The 22,477-nt window shown below is 67.5% G+C and carries 14 protein-coding genes and 1 pseudogene; 6 read left to right on the top strand and 9 right to left on the bottom strand.

Features of this window, described 5'->3' with window-relative positions; all coding sequences use genetic code 11:
- Positions 1-215: pseudogene (locus G3N94_RS29460) on the bottom strand (EamA/RhaT family transporter); the annotation flags it as partial.
- Between the two features lie 126 nt (positions 216-341).
- Entirely contained in the window at positions 342-527 is a 186-nt protein-coding gene (locus tag G3N94_RS29455) for a hypothetical protein (protein ID WP_124603839.1), read from the bottom strand.
- 208 nt (positions 528-735) lie between these two features.
- Between G3N94_RS29455 and G3N94_RS29450 the strand changes: the two genes are divergently transcribed.
- Positions 736-1,494, top strand: coding sequence for a DeoR/GlpR family DNA-binding transcription regulator (locus G3N94_RS29450; protein ID WP_205796366.1), 759 nt, complete (start codon positions 736-738; stop codon positions 1,492-1,494).
- A gap of 107 nt (positions 1,495-1,601) precedes the next feature.
- Complete coding sequence (locus G3N94_RS29445) at positions 1,602-3,386, top strand: phospholipase D-like domain-containing protein (RefSeq protein ID WP_205796364.1); 1,785 nt, start codon at positions 1,602-1,604, stop codon at positions 3,384-3,386.
- A 40-nt stretch (positions 3,387-3,426) separates the two neighbouring features.
- Here the strand turns inward: G3N94_RS29445 and G3N94_RS29440 are convergent, their stop codons facing one another.
- The 3 genes from G3N94_RS29440 to G3N94_RS29430 form a co-directional block, all read right to left on the bottom strand.
- Entirely contained in the window at positions 3,427-4,101 is a 675-nt protein-coding gene (locus G3N94_RS29440) for a TetR family transcriptional regulator (RefSeq protein WP_205796362.1), read from the bottom strand.
- Positions 4,102-4,262: 161 nt separating this feature from the next.
- Positions 4,263-5,531, bottom strand: a complete 1,269-nt coding sequence (locus G3N94_RS29435) for an FAD-binding oxidoreductase (RefSeq protein WP_205796360.1) — start codon at positions 5,529-5,531, stop codon at positions 4,263-4,265.
- Positions 5,532-5,652: 121 nt separating this feature from the next.
- Positions 5,653-7,233, bottom strand: coding sequence for an amino acid permease (locus tag G3N94_RS29430; RefSeq protein ID WP_205796358.1), 1,581 nt, complete (start codon positions 7,231-7,233; stop codon positions 5,653-5,655).
- A 652-nt stretch (positions 7,234-7,885) separates the two neighbouring features.
- On the opposite strand from G3N94_RS29430, the gene G3N94_RS29425 reads away from it, so the two are divergent.
- Positions 7,886-9,397: an aldehyde dehydrogenase family protein gene (locus G3N94_RS29425; protein ID WP_205796356.1), complete on the top strand. Its 1,512-nt coding sequence runs from the start codon at positions 7,886-7,888 to the stop codon at positions 9,395-9,397.
- Positions 9,398-9,571: 174 nt separating this feature from the next.
- On the opposite strand, the gene G3N94_RS29420 is transcribed toward G3N94_RS29425, so the two are convergent.
- Positions 9,572-12,031 carry a DUF3772 domain-containing protein gene (locus G3N94_RS29420; protein WP_205796354.1) on the bottom strand — a complete coding sequence of 820 codons (2,460 nt, stop codon included), beginning with the start codon at positions 12,029-12,031 and terminating at the stop codon, positions 9,572-9,574.
- A gap of 378 nt (positions 12,032-12,409) precedes the next feature.
- On the opposite strand from G3N94_RS29420, the gene G3N94_RS29415 reads away from it, so the two are divergent.
- Together G3N94_RS29415 and G3N94_RS29410 are read left to right on the top strand one after the other, a co-directional pair.
- Positions 12,410-13,849 carry an MFS transporter gene (locus G3N94_RS29415; RefSeq protein ID WP_241022132.1) on the top strand — a complete coding sequence of 480 codons (1,440 nt, stop codon included), beginning with the start codon at positions 12,410-12,412 and terminating at the stop codon, positions 13,847-13,849.
- 98 nt (positions 13,850-13,947) lie between these two features.
- Positions 13,948-15,036: a L,D-transpeptidase gene (locus G3N94_RS29410; protein WP_241022131.1), complete on the top strand. Its 1,089-nt coding sequence runs from the start codon at positions 13,948-13,950 to the stop codon at positions 15,034-15,036.
- A 34-nt stretch (positions 15,037-15,070) separates the two neighbouring features.
- On the opposite strand, the gene G3N94_RS29405 is transcribed toward G3N94_RS29410, so the two are convergent.
- Entirely contained in the window at positions 15,071-16,063 is a 993-nt protein-coding gene (locus tag G3N94_RS29405; RefSeq protein WP_205796350.1) for a LacI family DNA-binding transcriptional regulator, read from the bottom strand.
- A 148-nt stretch (positions 16,064-16,211) separates the two neighbouring features.
- Complete coding sequence (locus tag G3N94_RS29400; RefSeq protein WP_205796348.1) at positions 16,212-18,458, bottom strand: glycoside hydrolase family 3 C-terminal domain-containing protein; 2,247 nt, start codon at positions 18,456-18,458, stop codon at positions 16,212-16,214.
- A gap of 616 nt (positions 18,459-19,074) precedes the next feature.
- Here G3N94_RS29400 and G3N94_RS42680 point away from each other — a divergent pair.
- Positions 19,075-20,340, top strand: a complete 1,266-nt coding sequence (locus tag G3N94_RS42680) for a hypothetical protein (protein ID WP_241022130.1) — start codon at positions 19,075-19,077, stop codon at positions 20,338-20,340.
- A 19-nt stretch (positions 20,341-20,359) separates the two neighbouring features.
- Here G3N94_RS42680 and G3N94_RS29390 read toward each other — a convergent pair.
- The coding region (locus G3N94_RS29390; protein ID WP_205796346.1) for a transglycosylase domain-containing protein at positions 20,360-22,477 on the bottom strand (2,118 nt) is incomplete at its 5' end.

Genomic DNA, 22,477 nt, shown 5'->3' with positions numbered 1-22,477 from the left:
AGCAGCGCGCCCGCGATCAGGTGGCGCGGCCATTCGCGGCGCGCGGGCCACGGCGCGCGCGCCGCGAGCGCGACCGCGCCGAACAGCACGGCGGTGCCCGCGAAGCGCGCGAGCAGGAACAGGTTCGGGTCGGCGTACGGCTTGATCGCCCGCGCGACGATGAAGCCCGTGGACCACAGCGCGACGAACGCGGCCGCGACAATCGAAGTGAACATGCAAGGCAGGCCGGGACACGGCCGGACGGAATCACGAAGTCCGGCAGTATCCGGCGCCGCTGCGCCGGTGTCTTGTCGAATCCTGCAATCGCCCGTGTGGCACGACGCGGGCCCTGTGCGCCGGGATCAGTCGATGGAGAACGTGTCGAGCGGCTGGTTCGCGCTCGTGTCGCCCGCAAAGCGCGCGGCGAGCTGCTGATGAAGGCGGCGGGCCTCGTCGAGCGTCAGGTCGATCCAGTAGGGATCGCCGGCGGCGTCGTTGAGTCGTTCGGGCGGAAACTGGATTTCGAGCACTATGCCTTTGCGATACATCGCGCGAGCTCCCTCGGTGGTCTGTCGTTCGGTGAAGCGCGAAGTGTAGCAATCCGCACCGCGCCGATTGGCGCGCTTCCGGCAATTCTGAATTTCGTCGTTGGCCGTTCGGATCTGTCCCTTGTCACCCGTCCGTCAAATGCCGGTCAAATCGCCGTAATACAATGGCATGCTCCCCATTTACCAGTCGCCTAGGGCGCGTAACGAGATGCTGGCGGAACAACGTCATCAATTCATTTTGTCGGAACTCGGTCGATCGGGCGCGCTGTCGGTCGCGGAACTGGTGCGCTCGCTCGACGTGTCGCGCGAAACCGTGCGGCGCGATCTGAACGCGCTTGCCGCGCGCGGCCTGCTCGTGATGACGCACGGCGGCGCGCTGGCTGCGGACCGCCGCGAGCCGAGCCTGTCCGAGCGTGAAGCGGCGAACGCCGACGCGAAGCGCGCGATCGGGTGGCGCGCAGCCGAGTTCGTGCCCGACGGCGCATCGGTGCTGATCGATTCAGGCAGCACGACACACGCGGTGGCGCTCGCGCTCGCCGACAAGCACCGGCTCGCGGTCTACACGAACGACTGGCGCATCGCGTTCGTGCTCGCGCGCCGCAACGGCAATCGCGTGACGCTGCTCGGCGGCGAACTGTCCGATGACGAGGACGCGACGTTCGGGCTCGACACGATCCAGCAGCTCGCGCAATACCACATCGATTTCGCGTTCGTCGGCGCGGGCGGCATCACGGCCGACGGCGAATTCACCGACTATTCGCGACTCGCGGCCGAAGTGCGCAGCCGGATGATCGCGTCGGCCGCCACGGTGGTCGTCGTCGCCGATCACTCGAAGTTCGGCCGCGTGACGCCGGTGCGGATCAACGGCACCGACGCGGTGCGCTGTCTCGTGACCGAACGCGCGCCGGACAAGGCCGTGCGCCGCGCACTGACCGCGCGCGGCATCGAGCTGGTGGTGTGCGGCTGACGCACGCGCGACACACAAGGTTCATCGGACCGTCATCCTGACTGAAAGAGCACCGAGGACACTGACCCGTTCGACCTTGACCGGCTGTTCAGCCAGGGAGAATGCCGATGTCCGTCAGCGTGCGCAGCTATCTTTCCCCGACCTTGGTGTTGCTGGCCTTCGACTGGCCCGGCGCGCAGGCGCGAACCGACTTCCTCGGCTTCGCGATCAGGCGCACGCCGGGTTTCGGGTCGGCGGACGGCAGGACGCGCGCGCCGTATAGCTGGCTGCCGAACCGCCTGACGTTCGACGGCCCGGCCGCCGACACCCAGGGCGATGCGCCGACCGACCAGGCGCCGATCCAGAAATTCATGTGGTGGGATGCGCGGATCGATCCGCAGGACCGCGGCGGCAGGTTCCGCTACGACGTCTATCCGGTCGTCGGCACGCCCGCGAGCCTGCAGGTGCTCGATGCGGAAGGCGGCGCGTGTGACATCGTGCTGCCTGCGCATGTGGAGGACGGTGTCGGCACGTGGTTCAACCGCGCGGTGGTCAGCTCGCAGGCGTTCGCGAAGCAGGTCGCTGCGCTGCAGCTTGCGCCCGGTGCGACGCCGAGCGCCGATGACGCGCTGAAGCTGCGCACGTGGCTCGCGAACGACATGGAACAGGTGTTCGCGCAGATGCTGGATCCCGCATCGCGCGCGGTGTCGGCCGTCTATCACCTGACCGACACGCTGTGGGCGCTGCCCGCGTTCGAAGCGTTCGGCCATGCGCGCGGCGACGCGGCGCTCGCGATCGTCTACGACGCGCACGTGACGCCGCGCAAGGGCCAGCCGCCGCTACCTTCGCCGAACCAGCCGGCCGTTGATGCGTTGCAGGGCCTCGCGACGCTCGCGCCGCGCGACCGGACGCACATCATGCACGACAAGTTCATCGTCGCGGACGCGCCCGGGAACGCCGCGCCCGCGCGCCTGCTGACGGGCTCGGCGAACTTCACGACGGAAGGCCTGACCGAGCAGGCGAACGTGCTGCACACGTTCGATTCGCCCGCGCTCGCCGCGCTGTACAACGCGCGTGCGCACGCACTGGCCGCGAATCCGCCGGTGGCCGAGACGGCGCGGCTGTCGCCGGGCTGGTCGCAGCCGATGACGGTCGGCGCGGCACAGGTGCGCGTGTCGTTCTCGCCGGAGCCGGCCGGGCAGCGCACGCAAATCGACACGATCGTCGCGGCGATCGAGGCCGCGAAGCATTCGGTCGCGTTCTGCCTGTTCATGCCGACCGACGCCGCGTTGCGCGACGCGTGCTTCGCGGCGGGCGACCGCGGCCTGATGATGTTCGGGCTCGTCAACAAGATCAACATCGGCAGCGCAACGAAGGCCGACACGACGCAGCAGAACGGCGGGACGCTCAACGCGGCGACGCTCGCGAATCTCGAGCTGTACCACCGCAGCCGCGACCACCGCGACGTGATCGACGCGCAGTATTTCTCGCCAGCGACGGTGCCGCAGGGTTTCGAGCCGGAATTGCGGCTGTTTCCGGGCGAGTCGGCGCCTGCGTATCCGCCGGTCGTGATCCACCACAAGTTCATCGTGATCGACGCGGAAGGCGCGAACCCGATCGTCTACAGCGGATCGGCGAACATGAGCCGCAACTCCGAGCAATTCAACGACGAGAACCTGCTCGAGATTCGCGACTCGCGGATCGCGGCGATCTACCTGGCGGAATTCCTGCGGCTATACGAGCACTACCGGGCGCGGGCGCTGGCGATCGATGCGAAGCAGCAAGGCGGCGCAGCGACGCATCCGCGGCTCGCGCTGGCGCCCGATTCGAGCTGGGCGAACAAGTATTTCGTGGCGGGGAGCCCGGAAGAGAAGGCGAGGATTGCGTTGGCCGCGGCCGCGCCGCGGGACTGAAGCACGGTCGGCGCGCGGCGATACCTGCGTTATGGCTGCGTTACGCGGCGACGTAGCGCAGCACGGCTTCGGCGATCGTGTCGCGGTGTCGCGCGCGCAGGCGCGGCGCTGACGGATCGCGGCCGAACGCGGCGCCGAACGTATAGCGGTTCGACACGCGATGGAAGCAGAAAGAACTGATCAGCAGGTGCAGGTCGAACGCGTCGATGTCCTGGCGGAACGCGCCGCTTGCCACGCCGCGCTCGAGCAGCTGTTCGAGCGTCTTGATGATGCTGACGTTGCGGTTCTTGAACGACTTCAGCTGTTCGAGATACTTCGCGCCGTGAATGTTCTCGATCGACACGAGACGGACGAAGTCGCGATGCTTGTCGTGATAGTCGAACGTGAATTCGACGAGACGGCGCATGCCTTCGAGCGGTTCCATGTCGCCGACGTGCAGCTCCTGCTCGAGCGCGCGGATGTCGCCGTACACTTTCTCGAGCACGGCCTCGTACAGGCCTTCCTTGCTGTCGAAGTAGTAATAGAGCATCCGCTTCGTCGTGTTGGTGCGCTCGGCGATCGCGTCGACGCGGGCACCGGCGAGGCCCATCGCGGAGAATTCCTGCGTGGCGACGTCGAGGATGTTGCGCTTGGTTTGCTCGGGATCGTACTTGCGCCGCGCCTCGGACGGAACCGCGCGGTTGTCGGACGTGGCGGCCCTGCTTCCTGTTTTCATGTGACGTTATTGTGGCTTCGCGGCGGCTTGGACAGGGCATTCTAGCATGTGAAAAACCCCCGTCCCGCCGACCTTCGGCTCTAATCTTCGGCTCTAATCGGCAGCGCGGCACGCGCGCCCGGCGCGCCGCCGCGCGGGCGCTCGGCAACACTCAGTGTCGCTCAGTGACGATAGGCGGCGAGCGCGTCGCGGGCCTGGTAAGCCGTGTACGTGAGCTGTGCGGCAGCGAGGCCCGCGAGCCCGAACGTGCGCGTCAGGCCGAACGCGGCGAAGCCTTCCGGCACCGGTTGCTCGCCGGCCAGGGCGGCGGCGAGCGTTTCGCCGGCGACCGTGGTCGGCGCCATCCCGTGGCCGCCGAATGCGATCGCGTGCCACACGCCGTCGGCATCGCGGCCGATCTGCGGCATCTTGTGCCGCGCGTAGCTCATCAGCCCGCCCCATGCATATTCGACCTTCACGTCCGCGAGCTGCGGATACACGCGCACGAGGTCGCGCTTGAGCAGCCGCGCGATCGCGTCCGGGCCGCGGTCCAGCACCGAGATCCGGCCGCCCCACAGGATTCGCGTGTCCTGCAGCGGACGGTAGTAGTCGAATGCGAAGCGCGTGTCGTAGATCGCGTACGGCGCGTCGATCGCGTCCGGCAGGCGCGCGCCGAGCGGTTCGGTCGCGATCACGTAGGTCGCGATCGGCAGCACCGCGCGCTCGATGCGCGGCGACACGCCGCGCGCGTAGCCACCGGCCGCGAACACGACGTCCTTCGCGCGCACCGCGCCGTGCGCCGTGCGCACGACGTACCCGGCGCCTTCGCGGGCGATGCCGAGCGCGGCCGACTGCTCGTAGATGCGCGCGCCGCCGCGTGCGGCGGCTGCCGCGACGCCGAGCACGTACTTGAGCGGGTGGAAATGGAAAGCGTTCGGCTCGAACAGCCCGCCGTGGTAGCGCTCGGTCTTCAGCCGGGCGCGCAGCGCGTCGGTCGCGACCGGCTCCCAGTCGACGTTGAATTCGGTCTTCATCAGCGTGCGCAGGCTGTCGAGCCGGGACGCATCGTCGAACCAGTTCGCGAGCATCACGCCGCGGTCGACGATGTCGCAGTCGATGCCGTAGCGCGCGATGCGCGCGCGGATCAGGTCGACCGCATCGACGGTCAGCCGGTACAGGCGGCGCCCTTCTTCACGGCCGAGCGTGTGCAGCAGGTCCGCGTTGTCGAGGCTGTAGCCGCCGAACACGAAGCCGCCGTTGCGGCCCGATGCGCCGTAGCCCACGCGCTCGCCGTCGAGCACGACGATGTCGCGCACGCCGCGCTCGACGAGCCCGAGCGCGGTGCACAGGCCGGCGAGGCCGCCACCGACGATGCAGACATGCGTGTCGAGCGTGCCGGTCAGTTGCGGATACGGTTGGCGGGTAACAGTGGCTTCGTAGAAATTCTGCATGCGATTCGATGACGGATGAACGGCGGAAATACAGGCGGCGCGCGTCGATCTTGCCTGAACGCGCGCGCCGCGTCGATTTATTGCAAAACCGCGCCGGTGGAGCTCGGCGCGGCTGGCCCGGTCACGCGCCGGGCGTCGGGTTCGCGGGGCTCGCGACGAAGGCCGGATAGTCGGCGTCGGCAACGGGCGCCGATTCGGGCGTCGCGTTGCGGTCGACCCACGGCGCGATCTCCATGTCCTCGTAGCGGACGAGCCGGCATTTGCGCACGAGCGCATAGCCGAGCCAGATCGCGAGGAAGAACGGCAGGCCGATATAGGTGGCGGCCACGCCGACCCAGTCGATCTTGTCGGCGAGGAACGCCTGATAGTCCTGGCCGAGCGCGACGATCACGCACAGCACGAATGCGAACAGCGGGCCGAACGGGAACCACTTCGACCGGTACGGCAGTTGCTCGAGCCGGTAGCCCTGCTTCAGGAAACCCTTGCGGAACCGGTAGTGGCTGACCGCAATGCCGAGCCACGTAATGAAGCCGGCCATCCCCGACGTGTTCAGCAGCCACAGGTACACCGTCTTGTCGCCGTAGAGCGATGTCAGGAAGCACAGCGCGCCGACCGCGGTCGTCGCATACAGCGCGTTGCGCGGCACGCCGCCCGGCGACAGCTTCGCGAACAGCTTCGGCGCGCGGCCTTCGGTCGCGAGGTTGTACAGCATCCGCGTCGACGCATACATGCCCGAGTTGCCGGCCGACAGCACGGCGGTCAGGATCACCGCGTTCATCACGCCGGCCGCGAACGCGAGGCCCGCGCGGCGGAACACGAGCGTGAACGGGCTCACGCCGATGTCGGTCACGTCGCTCTTCAGCAGGTTCGGGTCGGTATACGGAACCAGCACGCCGATCACGAAGATCGCGAACACATAGAACAGCAGGATCCGCCAGAAGATCTGGCTTACCGCGCGCGGGATCGTCGTGCGCGGGTTTTCCGATTCGCCGGCCGCGACGCCGATCATCTCGGTGCCCTGGAACGAGAAGCCCGCGATCATCGCGACGCCGAGCATCGTCGACCAGCCGCCGACGAACGGCGCGTCGCCGGTCGTCAGGTTGCCCCAGCCATTGCCCGGCGCGCCCTGCAGGATGCCGAAGATCATCAGCAGGCCGACGCCGACGAACGCGAGCACCGTCAGCACCTTGATCAGCGCGAACCAGTATTCGGCCTCGCCGAAACCGCGCACCGACAATGCGTTGAGCGCGAAGACCAAGGTCAGGAACAGCGCGCTCCACCAGACGCCCGGCACATGCGGGAACCAGTAATTCATCACGAGCTGCGCGGCGACCAGCTCGACTGCGAGCGTCACGGCCCAGCTGTACCAGTAGTTCCAGCCGAGCGCGAAGCCGAAGCCTTCGTCGACGAATTTCGCGCCGTAGGTCGCGAACGAGCCCGACACCGGCATGAAGGCCGCCATCTCGCCGAGGCTCGTCATCAGGAAATAGACCATCAGGCCGATCAGCATGTACGCGAGCATCGCGCCGCCGGGGCCGGCCTGCGAGATCGACGCGCCGGACGCGACGAACAGGCCGGTGCCGATCGAACCCCCGATCGCGATCATGCGCAGATGACGCGCCTGCAGGCTGCGATGGAGGGAAGGCTGCGAACCTTGCGGGCCGGACGGGCTCGCGGAATCGGGGTGGGAATCTGAACGCATGGGGTGCTGAGCGCTGTCTCCGGGATTGTTTTGGGAAGACGAAGCGCGGCATGCCCGCCCGCCGCCTGCCGGCGGCGTCGATGCGCGCGGTGCGGAGGAACGGCCGACCTGCGCGTCGCCTTCGTCTGGGGCCGGCCGTGCCCGGTGAGGCGGGCAGGGCGGCCGTCGGCGCGCCGGGTGCTGTGCCGCACGCCTTGACGCAGATCAGATTGTGTGGGGTCGAAGCAGGGGCAGCAAACGATATTTCCGAACTGGTTGATGCAGTTTTGTTATTAACTAGCGCCAAATCGCAGCACGCGCGGCGCGCCTGCTGCGGGTGCTCGATTCGCATATTGGACGCGTCCCGGGGTAACCCGGAAAGGATCGGGCCGGATTCGATTGCGTGATGCGTTTTGGGAATGAAGTCGTGAGTTAATATCAATAGCGGCCCGACTCGTGGCCGCCGACAATGCTGTCAATGGATCGCGGCTCGCGAGGCGAGGACACATGCGACGGCCGACGCGAACCGGCGATGGCCGGCGCCGTGTGGCCGGACGGCGGCTGGCTCGCCCGGGCGCGCATCCGCTTGCACAGGGCGCGCGAACGCGCTCCAATCGAATCACGCGGGCGGCGTCGCCGCCGCACCGATCAATCTGTCCCTGAAGAGGAAGTGATGCAATTCAACGACATTCTTGCCGCGCTCGACATCGATCTCGCCCAGTGGAAAGGCAATGCGCTGACCGCGCGCTCGCCGCTCGACGGCGCGACGCTCGCGACGCTGGCCGTCGACAGCCCTGCCGACGCCGAGCGCAAGATCGACGCCGCGCACGCGGCATTCCTCAAGTGGCGCACGGTGCCCGCGCCGGTTCGCGGCGAACTGGTGCGCGTGTTCGGCAACGTGCTGCGCGAACACAAGGCCGCGCTCGGCCGGCTCGTCACGCTCGAGGCAGGCAAGATCACGTCGGAAGGGCTCGGCGAAGTGCAGGAAATGATCGACATCTGCGATTTCGCGGTCGGCCTGTCGCGCCAGCTTTACGGCCTGACGATCGCGTCCGAGCGCCCGGGCCACCGGATGATGGAAACGTGGCACCCGATCGGCGTGTGCGGCGTGATTTCGGCGTTCAACTTCCCGGTCGCGGTGTGGGCATGGAATGCGGCGCTCGCGTTCGTGTGCGGTGATTCGGTGGTCTGGAAGCCGTCCGAGAAGACGCCGCTCACCGCGATCGCGTGCCACGTGCTGCTCGAGAAGGCGATCCGCGAGTTCGAGAAGACGCATCCGGGCGTCGCGCCGCAGGGGCTGAGCCAGCTGGTGCTCGGCATGCGCGACGTGGGCGAGGTGCTGACGTCGTCGAAGAAAGTGCCGGTCGTCAGCGCGACGGGCAGCGTGCGGATGGGCCAGGAAGTCGCGAAGGTGCTGAGCCAGCGCCTCGCGCGCGGCATCCTCGAGCTCGGCGGCAACAACGGGATGATCGTCGCGCCGAGCGCGGATCTGGATCTCGTCGTGCGCGCGGTCACGTTCGCGGCGGTGGGCACGGCCGGCCAGCGCTGCACGACGCTGCGCCGCCTGATCGTGCATCGCAGCCTGGTCGAACAGCTGCTGCCGCGCATCGAAAAGGCGTATGCGTCGGTGAAGGTCGGCAGCCCGCTCGAAGCGGACACGCTGGTCGGTCCGCTCGTCGATCGCGCGTCGTTCGACGCGATGCAGAAGTCGCTTGCCGATGCACGCGAGCAGGGTGGCGAAGTGAAGGGTGGCGAGCGTGTCGACGTCGGCCACGCGGATGCGTACTACGTGCGTCCGGCAATCGTACGGATGCCGAAGCAGACGGCCGTGGTCGAGCACGAGACGTTCGCGCCGATCCTGTACGTGATGGTCTATGACGACTTCGCGGACGCAATCGACGTGCACAACGCGGTGCCGCAGGGCCTGTCGTCGGCAATCTTCACGAACGACATGCGCGAAGCCGAGCAGTTCATGTCGGCTGCGGGCAGCGATTGCGGGATCGTCAACGTGAACATCGGCACGAGCGGCGCGGAGATCGGCGGCGCGTTCGGTGGCGAGAAGGAAACGGGCGGCGGCCGCGAATCGGGTTCGGATGCGTGGAAGGCGTATATGCGCCGTGCGACGAACACGATCAACTACAGCCGGGAGCTGCCGCTGGCGCAGGGTGTGAAGTTTGACGTGTAAAGTTCGTCGTGCAAGACGGCGCGCCGGATCCGGCGCGTGAGTCAAAGGGGCCGGCTGCCGCGATGCGGTAGCCGGCCCTTGTCGTTTGTGGCAGCGCGGCGTGTCGACTCAGGGGAAGGCCACGCGTGGCCATTGCAGCCGCTTCGCGGCGTTCGCATGCCGCGCAACCTCCCGTCAGCCAGCCTCCCCGTACACATCCTCTGCCGGCATGTTCTGCACCACCAGCATCTGCGGAGTCGACAGCGTGACCCGCGCCGCGCGCAGCCGCTTCAGAATCTCGAACAGCAGGTCGCTCTTCGTCGACCCCGCGATCCGCGGGCTCGGCACATAGCCCGTCACGCTCAGCGTGATGCCGTCCGGCGTAAGCTGGCTGAACGTCACCGACGGCGCGGGCTTCTCCAGGATCGACGGATGCTCGCGATACGCGGCGAGCAGCAGGTCGCGCACCTGCTCGGGGTCGGTGTTCAGCGGAAACGTCAGCATCAGCGTCGCGACGCCCTGTGTGCTGTTGCCCATCGTCACGTTGCGCAGGTTCTGCGAGATCAGCTGCGAGTTCGGCACGATCACGGTCGAGCGGTCGCTCAACTGGATCTCGGTCGCGCGCACGTTGATCCGGCGAATGTCGCCTTCGACGCCGCTGATGCTGATCATGTCGCCGACCTTCACCGGCCGCTCGGTCAGCAGGATCAGCCCCGACACGAAGTTCTTCACGATCTCCTGCAGGCCGAAACCGATACCGACGGACAGCGCACTGACGATCCATGCAAGGTTGTCCCATTTGACGCCGAGCAGCGACAGCGTCATCAGCACGATCAGCACGTAGCCGACGTTGGTGAACAACGTGATGAGCGACGCGCGCATGCCGGGGTCCATGCCGAGCGCCGGCATGAACTCGTTGTCGAGCCAGCGCCGCACCGAGCGCAGCAGATAGAAGCCGATCGCGAAACCGATCACCGCGTTGATGATCCGGTCCGGCATGATGTTGAGGCTCTGCAGCCGCTGGCCGCCGACCATCGCAACGAGGCTGTCGAGCAGGTCGCTCGGCGTCGTGCCGAAGCCGCCCGTCATCAGCGCGACCACCGCGACCAGCATCAGCAGGCTCGTGCCGAGACCCGACAGCACCGTCTGCGCCTGTTCGAGATGCTTGTCGCCAAGCCCGAACAGGTGCTTGATCTGCTTGCCGCTCGACAGGTTCGCGGAGAACAGCGTGACGCTCGCGTCGCGCGTCAGTTGCGTCAACATGTAGACGCTGCACAGCACGATCTCGAACCACACCAGCTCGTACGTGATGAAGCGCGCGACCGAGATGTAGCCGATCACGAGCGCGGCCAGCGACGCGATGATCGCGAGCGACACGCCGGCGTGAATCAGCCCGGCGAGCGTCGAGCGCTGCTCGGGCGCTTCGCCGGCCGCCGCGAGCGCGCTGCGCACGCGATTCGCGCGCAACAGCGCCGCACCGATCGTCAGCACGACGACGAGCGACACGATGCCGCGACCCAGCAGCGTGACGGACAGGCTCGTGTCGACGATGTGGTTGATCGCCTCGAGCGTGCCGGACACGAGCAGCAGCGCGGCCAGCATGCCGGGGAACGGCCGCAACGCACGGGCGACGGGGTCGGCGAGTGCGGGCAGCCGCCAGGACGGATGGTTCGTGCACAGCAGCGCGCGGCCGAGGCCCGCGATCAGCGCACAGGTCAGTGTCAGCTTGGCGAGCTGGTCCCACAGGTCGCTGAGCGCCGGCGTGAGTTCGTAGTGGCGCATCAGCGCGACGTAGAGGATCTGCACCGCGATTCCCGTGGTGAGCAGCGTCGCGATCGCGGTCGACAGCGCGAGCGCGCTGCGGCGCAGGCGCGTTTCGGGTATGCGGTTCACGCAGAACCATGCGAGCCCGTGTTCGACGAGCCGCCGGCCCACGATCCAGACCGCCAGCGCGACGAACAGCAGCAGCACGGTCGACGCGCGCTGCCCCGGCGCCCATGCCGAACGCAGCATGTCGCCGAGCTGCGCGTCGAATGCACCGAGCCGCTGTGCGTCGCCGGGCGACCGTTGGAACAACGGCATCCAGAATTGCGCGCCGAAGATGCTGCCCGAGCGCAGCGCGAGCTGGTTCTTCATCAGGCTGCGATGCAGCTTCGCGAACTGCTCGGTCAGGTTCGCGAGATTGCTCTTCTGGTCGGTGGCCTGCTTCAGCGCCGCATCGATTTGCGTCCTGCGCGCATTCAGCGTCGCGCGTTGCTGCGCGACAGCCGGCGTTTCGGGCGCCGCGCCCGGCGCGGGCGGCGGCCCGAGCACGTCGAGCTGCGCCTGGATCTGCGCACGCTGCGGCGCAAGTTCAGTGGCCAGCTTGTCGACGCTTGCGCCCAGTTCGTCGGTCGCGTCGGCGAGCGCGTCCAGTTCCTTGCTGTTCGTCGCGGCCGACGTCTGCTGCTTGATGCGGTCCTGTTCGACCTGCATCTGCTTCAGCTCGGCAACCGCGTCGGCGAGTGAGATCGTGGCGACGGGCGCACCGACGGCGCTCGCGCCCGGCGCGGACGCCGCGGACGGAAATGCCGAGGCCGTTGCGACCGGCAGCAGGTGAAGCAGGGCGATCAGCGCTAACCCGCGCGCGAAAGGAAGAAGTCGTTTTATCTGCATGGAATGTTTACGATTGGCCGACATGCTCGACGTCTGCGAATCGTCGGAAGAATGCCATGTGGAGGCAGCCTGCATGTTACCCGTGCTCGCGGCCCAGGCGCTTTCGGGGTCGGTACGTCGATTGCGCGGGAGTCGGCGGCGCGGCACGGTGTGGCGGACGTTGCGTCCCGCCGCCGGCGAAAGCGCGCCGGACAGATCGTTACCGAATTTACAAAATCTCCACGCTGGGCGCGGGGCTGTGCAAAAAGGGGTAGGGTCGCGGGCGCGATTGATGTGCTCGCCTTCAGTCCCCGCTAGAATGCGCGAATCCGCCCGCGGATCCGCCCATCCGTGGTTCGGCGGCGCCCATAACAATCAGGATTCCGGAGACACGCCACCATGGCTTCGCCCCAGCACGATTCGCTCGCCGCAGCGGATGTCGCCCGTACCTTACCGATCGACGCGGCGATCGACGCGGGCTCGATATCCGCCCGCCTCGACCGCCTGCCGCCCACCCGCAGCGTGTGGAAGCTCGTCGTACTGCTGAGCCTCGGCTTCTTCTTCGAACTCTACGACCTGCTGTACAGCGGCTACGTCGCACCGGGCCTCGTGAAAAGCGGCGTCCTCACCGCGACGACGCACGGGCTGTTCGGCACGACCGGCGTCGCGAGCTTCATCGCCGCGCTGTTCGCGGGCCTCTTCATCGGCACGATCGCGTGCGGCTTTCTCGCGGACCGTTTCGGCCGCCGCGCGATCTTCACGTGGTCGCTGCTGTGGTACACGGCGGCGAACGTCGTGATGGCGTTCCAGGACACTGCCGCGGGCCTCAACTTCTGGCGCTTCGTCGTCGGCCTCGGCCTCGGCGTCGAGATGGTGACGATCGGCACGTACATCTCCGAGCTCGTGCCGAAGCAGATCCGCGGCCGCGCGTTCGCATGCGAGCAGGCGGTGGGCTTCGTCGCGGTGCCGGTCGTCGCGTTCCTCGCCTACCTGCTCGTCCCGCACGCGCCGCTCGGCCTCGACGGCTGGCGCTGGGTCGTGCTGATCGGCGCGAATGGCGCGATCTTCGTCTGGTGGATCCGCCGCGCGCTGCCGGAAAGCCCGCGCTGGCTCGCGCAGCAGGGCCGGCTCGACGAGGCCGACCGCGTGATGCGCGCGCTCGAGGCGAAGGTCGAAGCCGAGTACGGCCAACCGCTGCCGCAGCCTGCACCCGCCGAGCCGGTGCCCGCGCGCGGCCGGTTCGGCGACATGTGGGTGCCGCCGTACCGCAACCGCACGATCATGATGACGATCTTCAACGTGTTCCAGACGGTCGGCTTCTACGGCTTCGCGAACTGGGTGCCGACGCTGCTGATCAAGCAGGGCATCACGATCACGACGAGCCTGATGTACTCGAGCGTGATCGCGCTCGCCGCGCCGATCGGCCCGTTGATCGGACTCCTGATCGCCGACCGCTTCGAGCGCAAGTCGGTGATCGTCGCGATGGCGGGCGCGGCGATCGTCTGCGGGCTGCTGTTCAGCCAGACGACCGTGGCCGCATTGCTGGTCGTGCTCGGCATCGGCCTCACGCTCGCGAACAACATCATGTCGTACAGCTACCATGCGTACCAGGCCGAGCTGTTCCCGACCGCGATCCGTGCGCGTGCGGTCGGCTTCGTCTATTCGTGGAGCCGCTTCTCGGCGATCTTCACGTCATTCGTGATCGCCGCGGTGCTGAAGGGCTTCGGCACCGTCGGCGTGTTCGTGTTCATCGCGGGCGCGATGGCGATCGTGATGGCATCGATCGGCCTGATGGGGCCGCGCACTAAAGGCATTGCGCTCGAGGCGATCTCGAAGTGACGGCTTTGCGGCGCGCAAGCGCCGCGCGTTGCGCGCGCGTAGAATGAAAAATCAGAAATCGATATGCGATGGCCGACACGGCCGATGGCATCGATCGTATGAAGTTTCCTCGCCTGACGCGGCGCGTTGCGTGGCCGCGTCGTCTTGCCGCTTCGCTGGTTGTGTGCGCGTGTGCTGCGGCGCCGGCAATTCCCGTCCTCGCTGTTCCGCTTGCGCCGGCCACGTCACCGATGCCTGGCGCCGCACCATCGTCCGCAGCATCGAGTCCATCGAACGCGTCGGGTGGCACGTCCGCCGCACCGTCCGCAGTAGCGCCCGCCGCACCTGCCAGCGCAGCATCCGCCGCACCGGCCAGCGAAGCGGCGCCCGTGACGCCGCGCATGCATCCGCTGCTGTCTCCGGCCGATGCCGCAAGCGCGACAACCCGCGCGGTCGACATGCGCAAGCGGTTCGCACAGGAAGTGACCCGTCGGCTGAGCGTGCCCGTCAGCGTGCAGCGCGCGTACGGGCTGCGCCTGCAGCAGGCGCTCGCGGCCGACGATTTCGCCGACCTTGCGGGCGAATATGTGGTGCTCGTCGATCGCGCGCCAACCGTGCAGGCGCTCTTCATCTACTTCCGCGCGACGCCGGCGAACGCGTGGTTCATGATCGGCGCGTCGCCGGTCGCGACCGGCCTGCCGGGCAAGTACGACCACTTCCTGACGCCGCTCGGCGTGTTCACGCATACACCGGACAACATGGATTTCCGCGCGGAAGGCACGACGAACGACAACGGGATTCGCGGCTACGGCCGCCGCGACATGCGGATCTACGACTTCGGCTGGGTAGACAGCGAGCGCGGCTGGGGCAAGGGCGGCGAGTCGCCGATGCGCTTCCAGATGCATGCGACCGATCCGGACCGTCTCGAACCGCTGCTCGGCGTCCGCCACTCGAAGGGCTGTGTGCGGATGCCGGCGTCGCTGAACGTGTTCATCGACCGGCACGGCATTCTCGACGCCATTTACGAGGCGAGAATCGAGACCGGAAAATCGTACTGGGTGCTGAATCTGCGGCGCGACGTGACGCCGATCGAGGGCCGCTATCTGGTCGTGATCGATAGCGCGCGCAACACGCGGCCGGCATGGTCGCCGCTGCCGGGCCGCAATGCATGGGCGAAGGTGCCGAAGGGTGGGGATACGGCGGATTGAATGGCGGCGGCGCGACGGCGGCGCACGGCGCGCTTCAACCGGGCGCGGCCGTCGACTCGCGAATGATCAGGCGCGGGTCGATCGTCGTATGCCCGGTGTCCGCGTGACCCGCGAGCGCGTCGACGAGCTTCTGCATCGCGAGTTCGCCGATCCTTTCGCTCTGCGTATCGATTGTCGTCAGTGCGGGCGTCACGTACTCGCCATACGGTACGTTGTCGATGCCGGTCACCGACAGGTCGTGCGGCAGCCTGAACCCCAGCGCTGCGGCTTCCTTCATGAAACCGAGCGCAATCAGGTCGTTATAGCAGATGATGGCCTGCGGGCGCCGCGGCCCCAGCATCACACGCGAACAAGCATGCTCGCCGGCGCGCATGGTCGGCGCGTGCGCGTCGTAGACCGCGAGCGTGAGCCCGGCTTCCGCGACGCACGTGCGTGCGCCGCGAATACGCTCGTCGTTGATGCCGGCCTGCCCAAAGCCGAGATACGCGATCTCGCGGTGCCCGAGGTTCAGCAGATGGCGCGCCAGCATGTAGGCCGCGAGCGCGTTGTCGACGCCGACGCTCGGGATCCGCAACTGCGCGCTGCGGTGCAGCAGCACGAGCGGCTTGCCGAGCTCCAGCATCCAGCGTGATGCGTCGTCGGGCGCTCGCGCGCTGACGATCAGGCCGTCGACGCGCTGCGCGAGCGCTTCGGTCAGCGGGCGCTCGCGCGCCGGGTCTTCGTCGGTATCGACCAGCAGCAGCGTGTAGTCGTGCTGCAGCGCGATGCGGTTCGCGCCCTTCACGATGTTCGTGAAATGCGGATTGGCGATGTCGAGGATCGCGAGCCCGATCGTTCGCGTGCGGCCGGTGATCATCGACCGGGCCAGCGGATTCGAACGATAGCCGAGCGTATCGATTGCCGTCTTCAGCCGCGCCTCGACCGGTGCGGAAAAGCGCTTGGTGCCGTTGACGTACTTGGACACCGTCGCGATCGACACGTCGGCCGCCTGCGCGACGTCACGGATGGTCGGGGAGGGCTTTTTCATCCGAACGGTGGCGATCTCCTGATGGATCGGCGGATTGTGGCAGAAAACCGGCTGCGTGATGCGGGACCGTCGCGACGTGAGGTCCGACAGCTTGCGCCGTCGAACCTCGCGCAGCCCCGGTTCGTAGCCCCGGTAAGCTGCCCCGGCCTTACTTGCCGATGCTGATCGCGCTGACCAGCGCCGGATTCTGCGACGAATTGCCGACCAGGACCTGATACTGGCCGTTCGTCGTCGTCCACTGTTGCGCATGCGTGTCCCACGCTCCGAGCGGATGACTCGTTGCGTTCGGGTCGATCGTGAGCTTTACCGTCTGTTTTTCGCCGGGATTGAGCCAGACCTTCTGGAATGCGACGAGTCGCTTGGGCGGCTGCCCGAGCCCGGCCGGCAGCGACAGGTAGACCTGCGGGACTTCGGCGCCGCGCGCCTTGCCGGTGTTTTCGACGTCGACCTGCACGGTGATCGGCACGGTGCCGTCCGACGCCTGCGGCGCGACTTGCAGGTTCGACAGCGCGAACGTCGTATACGACAGCCCGTACCCGAACGGGAACAGCGGCTTGACGTTCTGCGCGTCGTACCAGCGATAGCCGATGTCGAGTCCTTCCGAATACGTGACCGTCGGCACGCCGTTGACGTTCACGCCCGGGTATTGCGCGGGCGTGTTGGCCGGCCAGTCGCCCGCGTTCTTCGGGAACGTGACCGGCAGCTTGCCCGACGGCGTCGCGATGCCGAACAGCAGCTCCGCCGCGATGTTGCCGTCTTCCTGGCCCGGGAACCACGTCTCCAGCACGGCCGGGACGCTGTCGATCCACGGCATCAGGCTCGACGCGTTGTCCTTCATCACGACGGCGGTGCGGGGATTCGCGGCGGCGATTGCCGCGGCGATTGCGTCCTGGTTGTTCGACAGCGCGATGCTCGTGCGGTCCGCGCCTTCCTCTGCGATGGTCCCGGCGAGCACGATCACGACGTCAGCCGCCTTCGCGGCAGTGACGGCGTCGGCGAGATTGCTGTTGTCGTCGGCGACGACGGTCAGCGTGGCGGTCGCGCTCGAGCCGAGCTTCGCGAGCGCATTCTGCACGCCCTGGAGCGGCGTGACCGTGTAGAGCGGGATCACGTCGGAGCTGCCCCCGCAGCATCCGGATACCGCCTTGGTCGCATAGGCAGCCTGACCGATCAACGCCACCGAATGGATCGTCTTCGCGTCGAACGGCAACAGGCTGTTGTCGTTCTTCAGCAGGACGGCCGCCTGCTCGCCGATCGAACGCGCGATCACGCCGTCACCGGTCTGGTCGATCGGTGTTTGCGCAACGGGCCGGTCGAAGATGCCGAGCCGGAACATCTGCGTATAGCGGCGCGTGAGCGCGGTGTCGATGTCGGACACCTTGATCTGGCCGGCCGCGAGCGCGGCGTTCAGGCGATCCGCGGTCCACCAGGTGGTGAGGGCGCCCGGAATGTTGATGCCGGGCATTTCGTTGTCGAGCCCGGCGAGCATCGTGCTGGCCGTGCCGTGCGACGCGAAGAAATCCGACTGGACGTAACCCGTGAAGCCCCATTGGCCGCGCAACACGTCGGTCAGGATGTGCTTGTTCTCGCACATCGAGAAGCCGTTCACCGAGTTGTACGAGCACATGACGGACGCGACCTGGCCGTCCTTCACGGCCATTTCGAACGGCAGCATGTAGAGTTCGTGCAGCACCTTGTCGTCGATGTTCTCGTTGATGGTCATCCGGTTCGTTTCCTGTTCGTTCGCGACCAGGTGCTTCGCCATCGCGATCACGCCATGCGACTGGATCGCCTTGATCTCGGCGACCCCCATCGTCCCGCTCAGCACAGGATCCTCGCCAAAGTACTCGAAGTTTCGGCCGAGCGTCGGATTGCGCGCGAGGTTCATGCCGGGCCCCTCGAGCACCTGCAGCGCGAGATTGTTCGCCTCGCGCCCGATCACGTCGCCGAATTGCGCGGCCACCGAACGGTCGAACGACGCTGCGACCGCCATGCCGGATGGCAACGCAGTCGCTTTCGCCGATGCGGGGCTCGACAGTGACGAGAGCGGGAGGCCGGGCAGCGTCGGCGACACGCAGTCGTTCTGGCCGACGCCGACCGGTCCGTTCGTGATCCGAAGCGTCGGAATCTGCAGTTCCGGGATTCCCGGAATATGGCGCGAGCCGTAACACGCCGGAATTTCCTTGACGACGCCCGGCGAGCCGACGAGTTGCTCGAGCTTCTGCGGCAGTGTCATCGCCGACACGAGCAGCGTGGCACGCTGCTGCGGCGCCATCGACGCATTCATCCACGGATGCGCAGAACTGCTGACGATATCGTCGCTGCCACCGCCGCAGCCCGCTATCACGGCCGCGGCGGTCATCGCGGCGGCACATGCGATCACGATCTTTCTCATGCTGACAGCCTCCTCATGTCTCTTGTCTGAAATGGAAATGTTGCAGGGAGGGCGGCAGGCAGTCCGCGCGTCCGCTTCCCGCGGGTCGTCCGACTTCTCTTTCGCGCGGCTGCTGGCCGTTGGTGCGTGTCGACGCCAAGTTGTATTCCGACGTCGTATGACTGCTCGTGGCAACGTATGGTAGTGCGGCGGTCGAATCTGGAGGAAGATCGTTTACCCTAGATTTATTAGGGAATTTGACGCGAAAAAACGGGAAAATTGGGGTAACGTTTTCCCTCGCAGTGCGGCGAACGTAGGGAGATCGTGGCGAGGCCGTCCCGACGTCGGTTCGATCAGAGTTTTTCTATACGACGTCGTATGAGAATGGCGGGATGCCCGAACGCGCATCCGAACGCAGACAATCCGGGCCATCGATTCGCTCGACGCCTGCGAGCGCGACGCTGACCGCGTTCTCGCGGCCTTCGTCGCGGCCCACGGGCGGCCGATCCGTGATCGGCTGGCGTGCGCCGCCGGCGTTCGTTATATTGGGCACCCGGCGGCGACCGGCCGAGTCGCCGCTACCGGGCATTCGTGCGCCGGATCTTCCGACAACAATTCGAATATCAAGGACTCAGCCGTGCCGATTTTTCTGTTCTGTCTGCTGCTGTTCATGTCCGTATCCGCGCAGGCCGGCAGCGCCTGCGACGCGCTGCTCGGCGAATTTGCGCCGGCGCCCGACAAACCCGCAACGCTGCGCGTCGAAAAGGTCGACGGCGAGATCGTGCTGCGTGCCAGCGAGGCCGGTCAGTGGTCCGTCGAAACGGAACCGACGCGCGAAAGCAAAGCCGATGCGAACGACCCGGACCGGCCCGCCGCGGACGCGTGCGTGCTGATGATCCCGGGCGGCGAACTGATCAAGCTGCCGGTCGGCGCGCCGTATCAGGTGACGTCGCTCTACGGAAACGGCTGGACTACGAAGCATTCGACGACCGGCGTGCTGCTGCTGTCGATGGCGGGGTTCCAGGTCGATGGCACCGAACTGTATCCGGTGGCGCGCAGCGGCGATTCGCCGCCCGCGCCGGTGAAGGCGGTGCCCGGCCAGGAGGTCACTGGCGCGGGCCTGTGTCCGGGCCGCCGCGCACCGGACATGAGCCAGGCCGACTTCGATGCGCTGCCTGAATCGCTGCGCCAGTATTACGCGGGACTGGAGCCCGGCAATCAGCGCAAGTTCGTGTGCGGGCAGATGCTCGACGAGATCATGTCCGGCAGCATGGCGGCGAGCGACGACGGACAGAAGCGCGACAACCTCTGGCACTGGTTCGACGTGCTGCTGCGCGCGCATCAGGTGCCGCGCGACGGGCACGGCAGCGACGATCGCTGGTACGTGGCCACTTATCTGCTGCGGCAGATCCGGCCGGATTCCGGCGCGGCGGTGCCTGCGCATCGCGAACGCGATCGGGCGATCGTGCTGGGCACGCTGCTGCCGAACCTGCCGCCGCCCGACACGCTGCGCAACGGGCGCGAGGAGCAGGCGAGCGCACTCGTCGCCGAGATCGTGAAGTTGCCGGAAGCGGACGCGCTCGCCGCGCTCGGATCGCTGCACGGGCGTGGCATGCTGCGCTGGCAGCCGCACGAGAACAACCCGTACCGCGTGGCCGACATCGCGCTGCAGGACGCGTTGAGTCCGTCCGTGCCGGCGCCGGTGTTTGCGCTGCTTGCAAAGGATGCGCGCCCGGACGTGCTGAACGACGACGCGCTGCTCGACGGCGAGGTGACGGAGCACCGCGACGAAGGCGTGCGGCGGCTGCTCGCGGCCGGCGTGAAGCCGTCCGTGCAGACGCTCGCTCATGCCGAAGACAATCCCGCGATCCGACAACTGCTGCAGGACGCCGTCGCGCACTGACGCCGGCTGCGCGCCGCGGCTAGCGGAACAGCCTCAGCCAGTCGAACAGACCCGGACTGGGACGCGGATGCCGCTTCGGCGGCGGGGGCGCGGTGCGCGGCCGGAAATCCGGCGACAGCTGCGCGCGCGGATCGATCATCCGCGCACGCAGCGCCGAATCGTAGAATGCGCCGACGATCGGCAGCGCGCTGTGCGCGCCTTCGCCCCAGTAGTCGCTGCCGAGTGTCACATGACCGTCGTCGAAGCCGACCCACGCGCCGGCGACGAGCTGCGGATGCATCAGGATGAACCAGCCGTCCGCATTGTCCTGCGTCGTGCCGGTCTTGCCGGCCACATCCGCGCGGATCCCGTAGCGCGTGCGGATGTCCGCGCCGGTGCCGTAGTCGACGACGTCGCGCATCACGTCGACGAGCGTCAGCGCGGCGCCGGCGGGCAGCGCCCGTTCCGGCGGCGCGCTGACGAACTGCGCGAGCACCTTGCCGTTGCGGTCCTCGATGCGCGTGATCATTTGCGGCGCGACGTACACGCCGCGGTTCGCGATCGTGCCGTAGGCCGACACCATTTCCTTCAGCGTGACGGGGCTCGTGCCGAGCGCGAGCGACGGCACCGCGTCGAGCGGACTCTCGCGCACGCCCATCGCGCGTGCGAGCCCGACGACTTTCGCGGGGCCTTCGCGCTGCATCAGCTGCGCGGTGATGCGGTTGCGCGAATGCGCGAGCGCGTCGCGCAGCGTCATCGGCAGGCCCGTCGGCGGCTCCGCGTCGGTCGGCCGCCAGACCGCGTGCCCCGACAGCGGGATCGCGACATTGCGGTCGATGAACGTGTCGGTCGGCCGCGCGCCGTCCGCGAACGCCGCGCCGTACACGAACGGCTTGAACGTCGAGCCCGGCTGGCGGCGCGCCTGCTGTACGTGATCGAACGGCTCGTCGGCGAAGTCGCGGCTGCCGACCCAGGCCTTGATCTGGCCGTCGCGCGGATCGATCGCAATGAAGCCGGCTTGCACCTGGGTCTTGCTGTCGCACAGCGCGCGCATGAACGCGCGGTCCGTGCCGAGCTTGCGCAGCGCGGCCGGGGCCGGCATGCCTGCGTCGCGCAGCGTCCGGTAGTCAGGCGTCTGCCGGATGAACGTGCGGAACAGGTCGTTGCGCAGGCCGCAGCCGCCGGGGCCGCGCCATACATCGTTCGCAATCCTCTGCAACTGGTCCGTCTGCGCGTCCAGCGCCTGCGTCGCCATTTCCTGCAGGCGCGAGTCGATCGTCGTGCGCACGACGAGCCCGTCCGAATAGACGTTGTAGTCGTTGCGGTCAGCCCACGCGATCAGCCACTTGCGCAACAGCGCGGCGAAGTGCGGCGCGGGGCCCGGCGATGCGCTCTGCGGCTCGAAGTCGACACGCATCGGCTGCCGGATCAGCCACGCGTATTCGTCGGGCCGCAGCTTGCCGTAGCGGTTCATCTGCGCGAGCACCGTGTTGCGCCGCTGCAGCGCGCGTTCGGGGTTCAGCACCGGGTTGTAGTAGCTGTTGCCCTTCAGCATCCCGACGAGCGTCGCGCTTTCGAGGATGTCGAGCTCGTTCGCCGACTTGCCGAAGTAGGTGCGGGCGGCCATTTCGACGCCGTACGCGTTGTACAGGAACGGCACCGTGTTCAGGTAGGTCTCGAGGATCTCGGGCTTGCTGTAGACCATCTCGATCTTGAGCGCGGTGATCAGCTCCTTCAGCTTGCGCGTGAGCGTTGGCGCGCGACCGACGTCGTCGGGGTACAGGTTGCGCGCGAGCTGCTGCGTGATCGTCGAGCCGCCCTGGCGCTCGCCGGAGAACGTATGCAGCGCGGCCGCCGCGGTGCGTTTCCAGTCGATCCCGTGGTGCTCGTAGAAGCGGCGGTCTTCCGTTGCGATCAGCGCGTCGACCATGTGCGGCGAGATCTGCTTGAGCGGCACCCATTCGCGGTTGACGGGGCGGAATTCGGCGATCACCTGGCCGTCGGCCGACACGATTTGCGCGGGCCGGTCGATGCGCGCCTTGCGGATGTCGCCGATGCTCGGCGTGAACGGGATGAACGCGAGCAGGACCAGCAGGCCGAGCACGGGCACCGCGGCGAGCGTCAGCGCGATGCCGCGGCGGGTCGGGTGCCGAAGCCG

The organism is Burkholderia sp. Ac-20353 (assembly GCF_017104785.1).
GTDB lineage: Bacteria > Pseudomonadota > Gammaproteobacteria > Burkholderiales > Burkholderiaceae > Burkholderia.
The sequence above is the reverse complement of the archived record's forward strand: the minus strand, read 5'-3'. Positions and strand labels throughout refer to the sequence as shown.

Coding starts and splice junctions, on each gene's coding strand:
- G3N94_RS29445 (WP_205796364.1), top strand. CDS start 1,602: ATGTCCGTCAGCGTGCGCAGCTATCTTTCCCCGACCTTGGTGTTGCTG.
- G3N94_RS29415 (WP_241022132.1), top strand. CDS start 12,410: ATGGCTTCGCCCCAGCACGATTCGCTCGCCGCAGCGGATGTCGCCCGT.
- G3N94_RS29430 (WP_205796358.1), bottom strand. CDS start 7,233: ATGCGTTCAGATTCCCACCCCGATTCCGCGAGCCCGTCCGGCCCGCAA.
- G3N94_RS29400 (WP_205796348.1), bottom strand. CDS start 18,458: ATGAGAAAGATCGTGATCGCATGTGCCGCCGCGATGACCGCCGCGGCC.
- G3N94_RS29420 (WP_205796354.1), bottom strand. CDS start 12,031: ATGCAGATAAAACGACTTCTTCCTTTCGCGCGCGGGTTAGCGCTGATC.
- G3N94_RS29425 (WP_205796356.1), top strand. CDS start 7,886: ATGCAATTCAACGACATTCTTGCCGCGCTCGACATCGATCTCGCCCAG.
- G3N94_RS29455 (WP_124603839.1), bottom strand. CDS start 527: ATGTATCGCAAAGGCATAGTGCTCGAAATCCAGTTTCCGCCCGAACGA.
- G3N94_RS29450 (WP_205796366.1), top strand. CDS start 736: ATGCTGGCGGAACAACGTCATCAATTCATTTTGTCGGAACTCGGTCGA.
- G3N94_RS29405 (WP_205796350.1), bottom strand. CDS start 16,063: ATGAAAAAGCCCTCCCCGACCATCCGTGACGTCGCGCAGGCGGCCGAC.
- G3N94_RS29435 (WP_205796360.1), bottom strand. CDS start 5,531: ATGCAGAATTTCTACGAAGCCACTGTTACCCGCCAACCGTATCCGCAA.
- G3N94_RS29440 (WP_205796362.1), bottom strand. CDS start 4,101: ATGAAAACAGGAAGCAGGGCCGCCACGTCCGACAACCGCGCGGTTCCG.
- G3N94_RS29410 (WP_241022131.1), top strand. CDS start 13,948: ATGAAGTTTCCTCGCCTGACGCGGCGCGTTGCGTGGCCGCGTCGTCTT.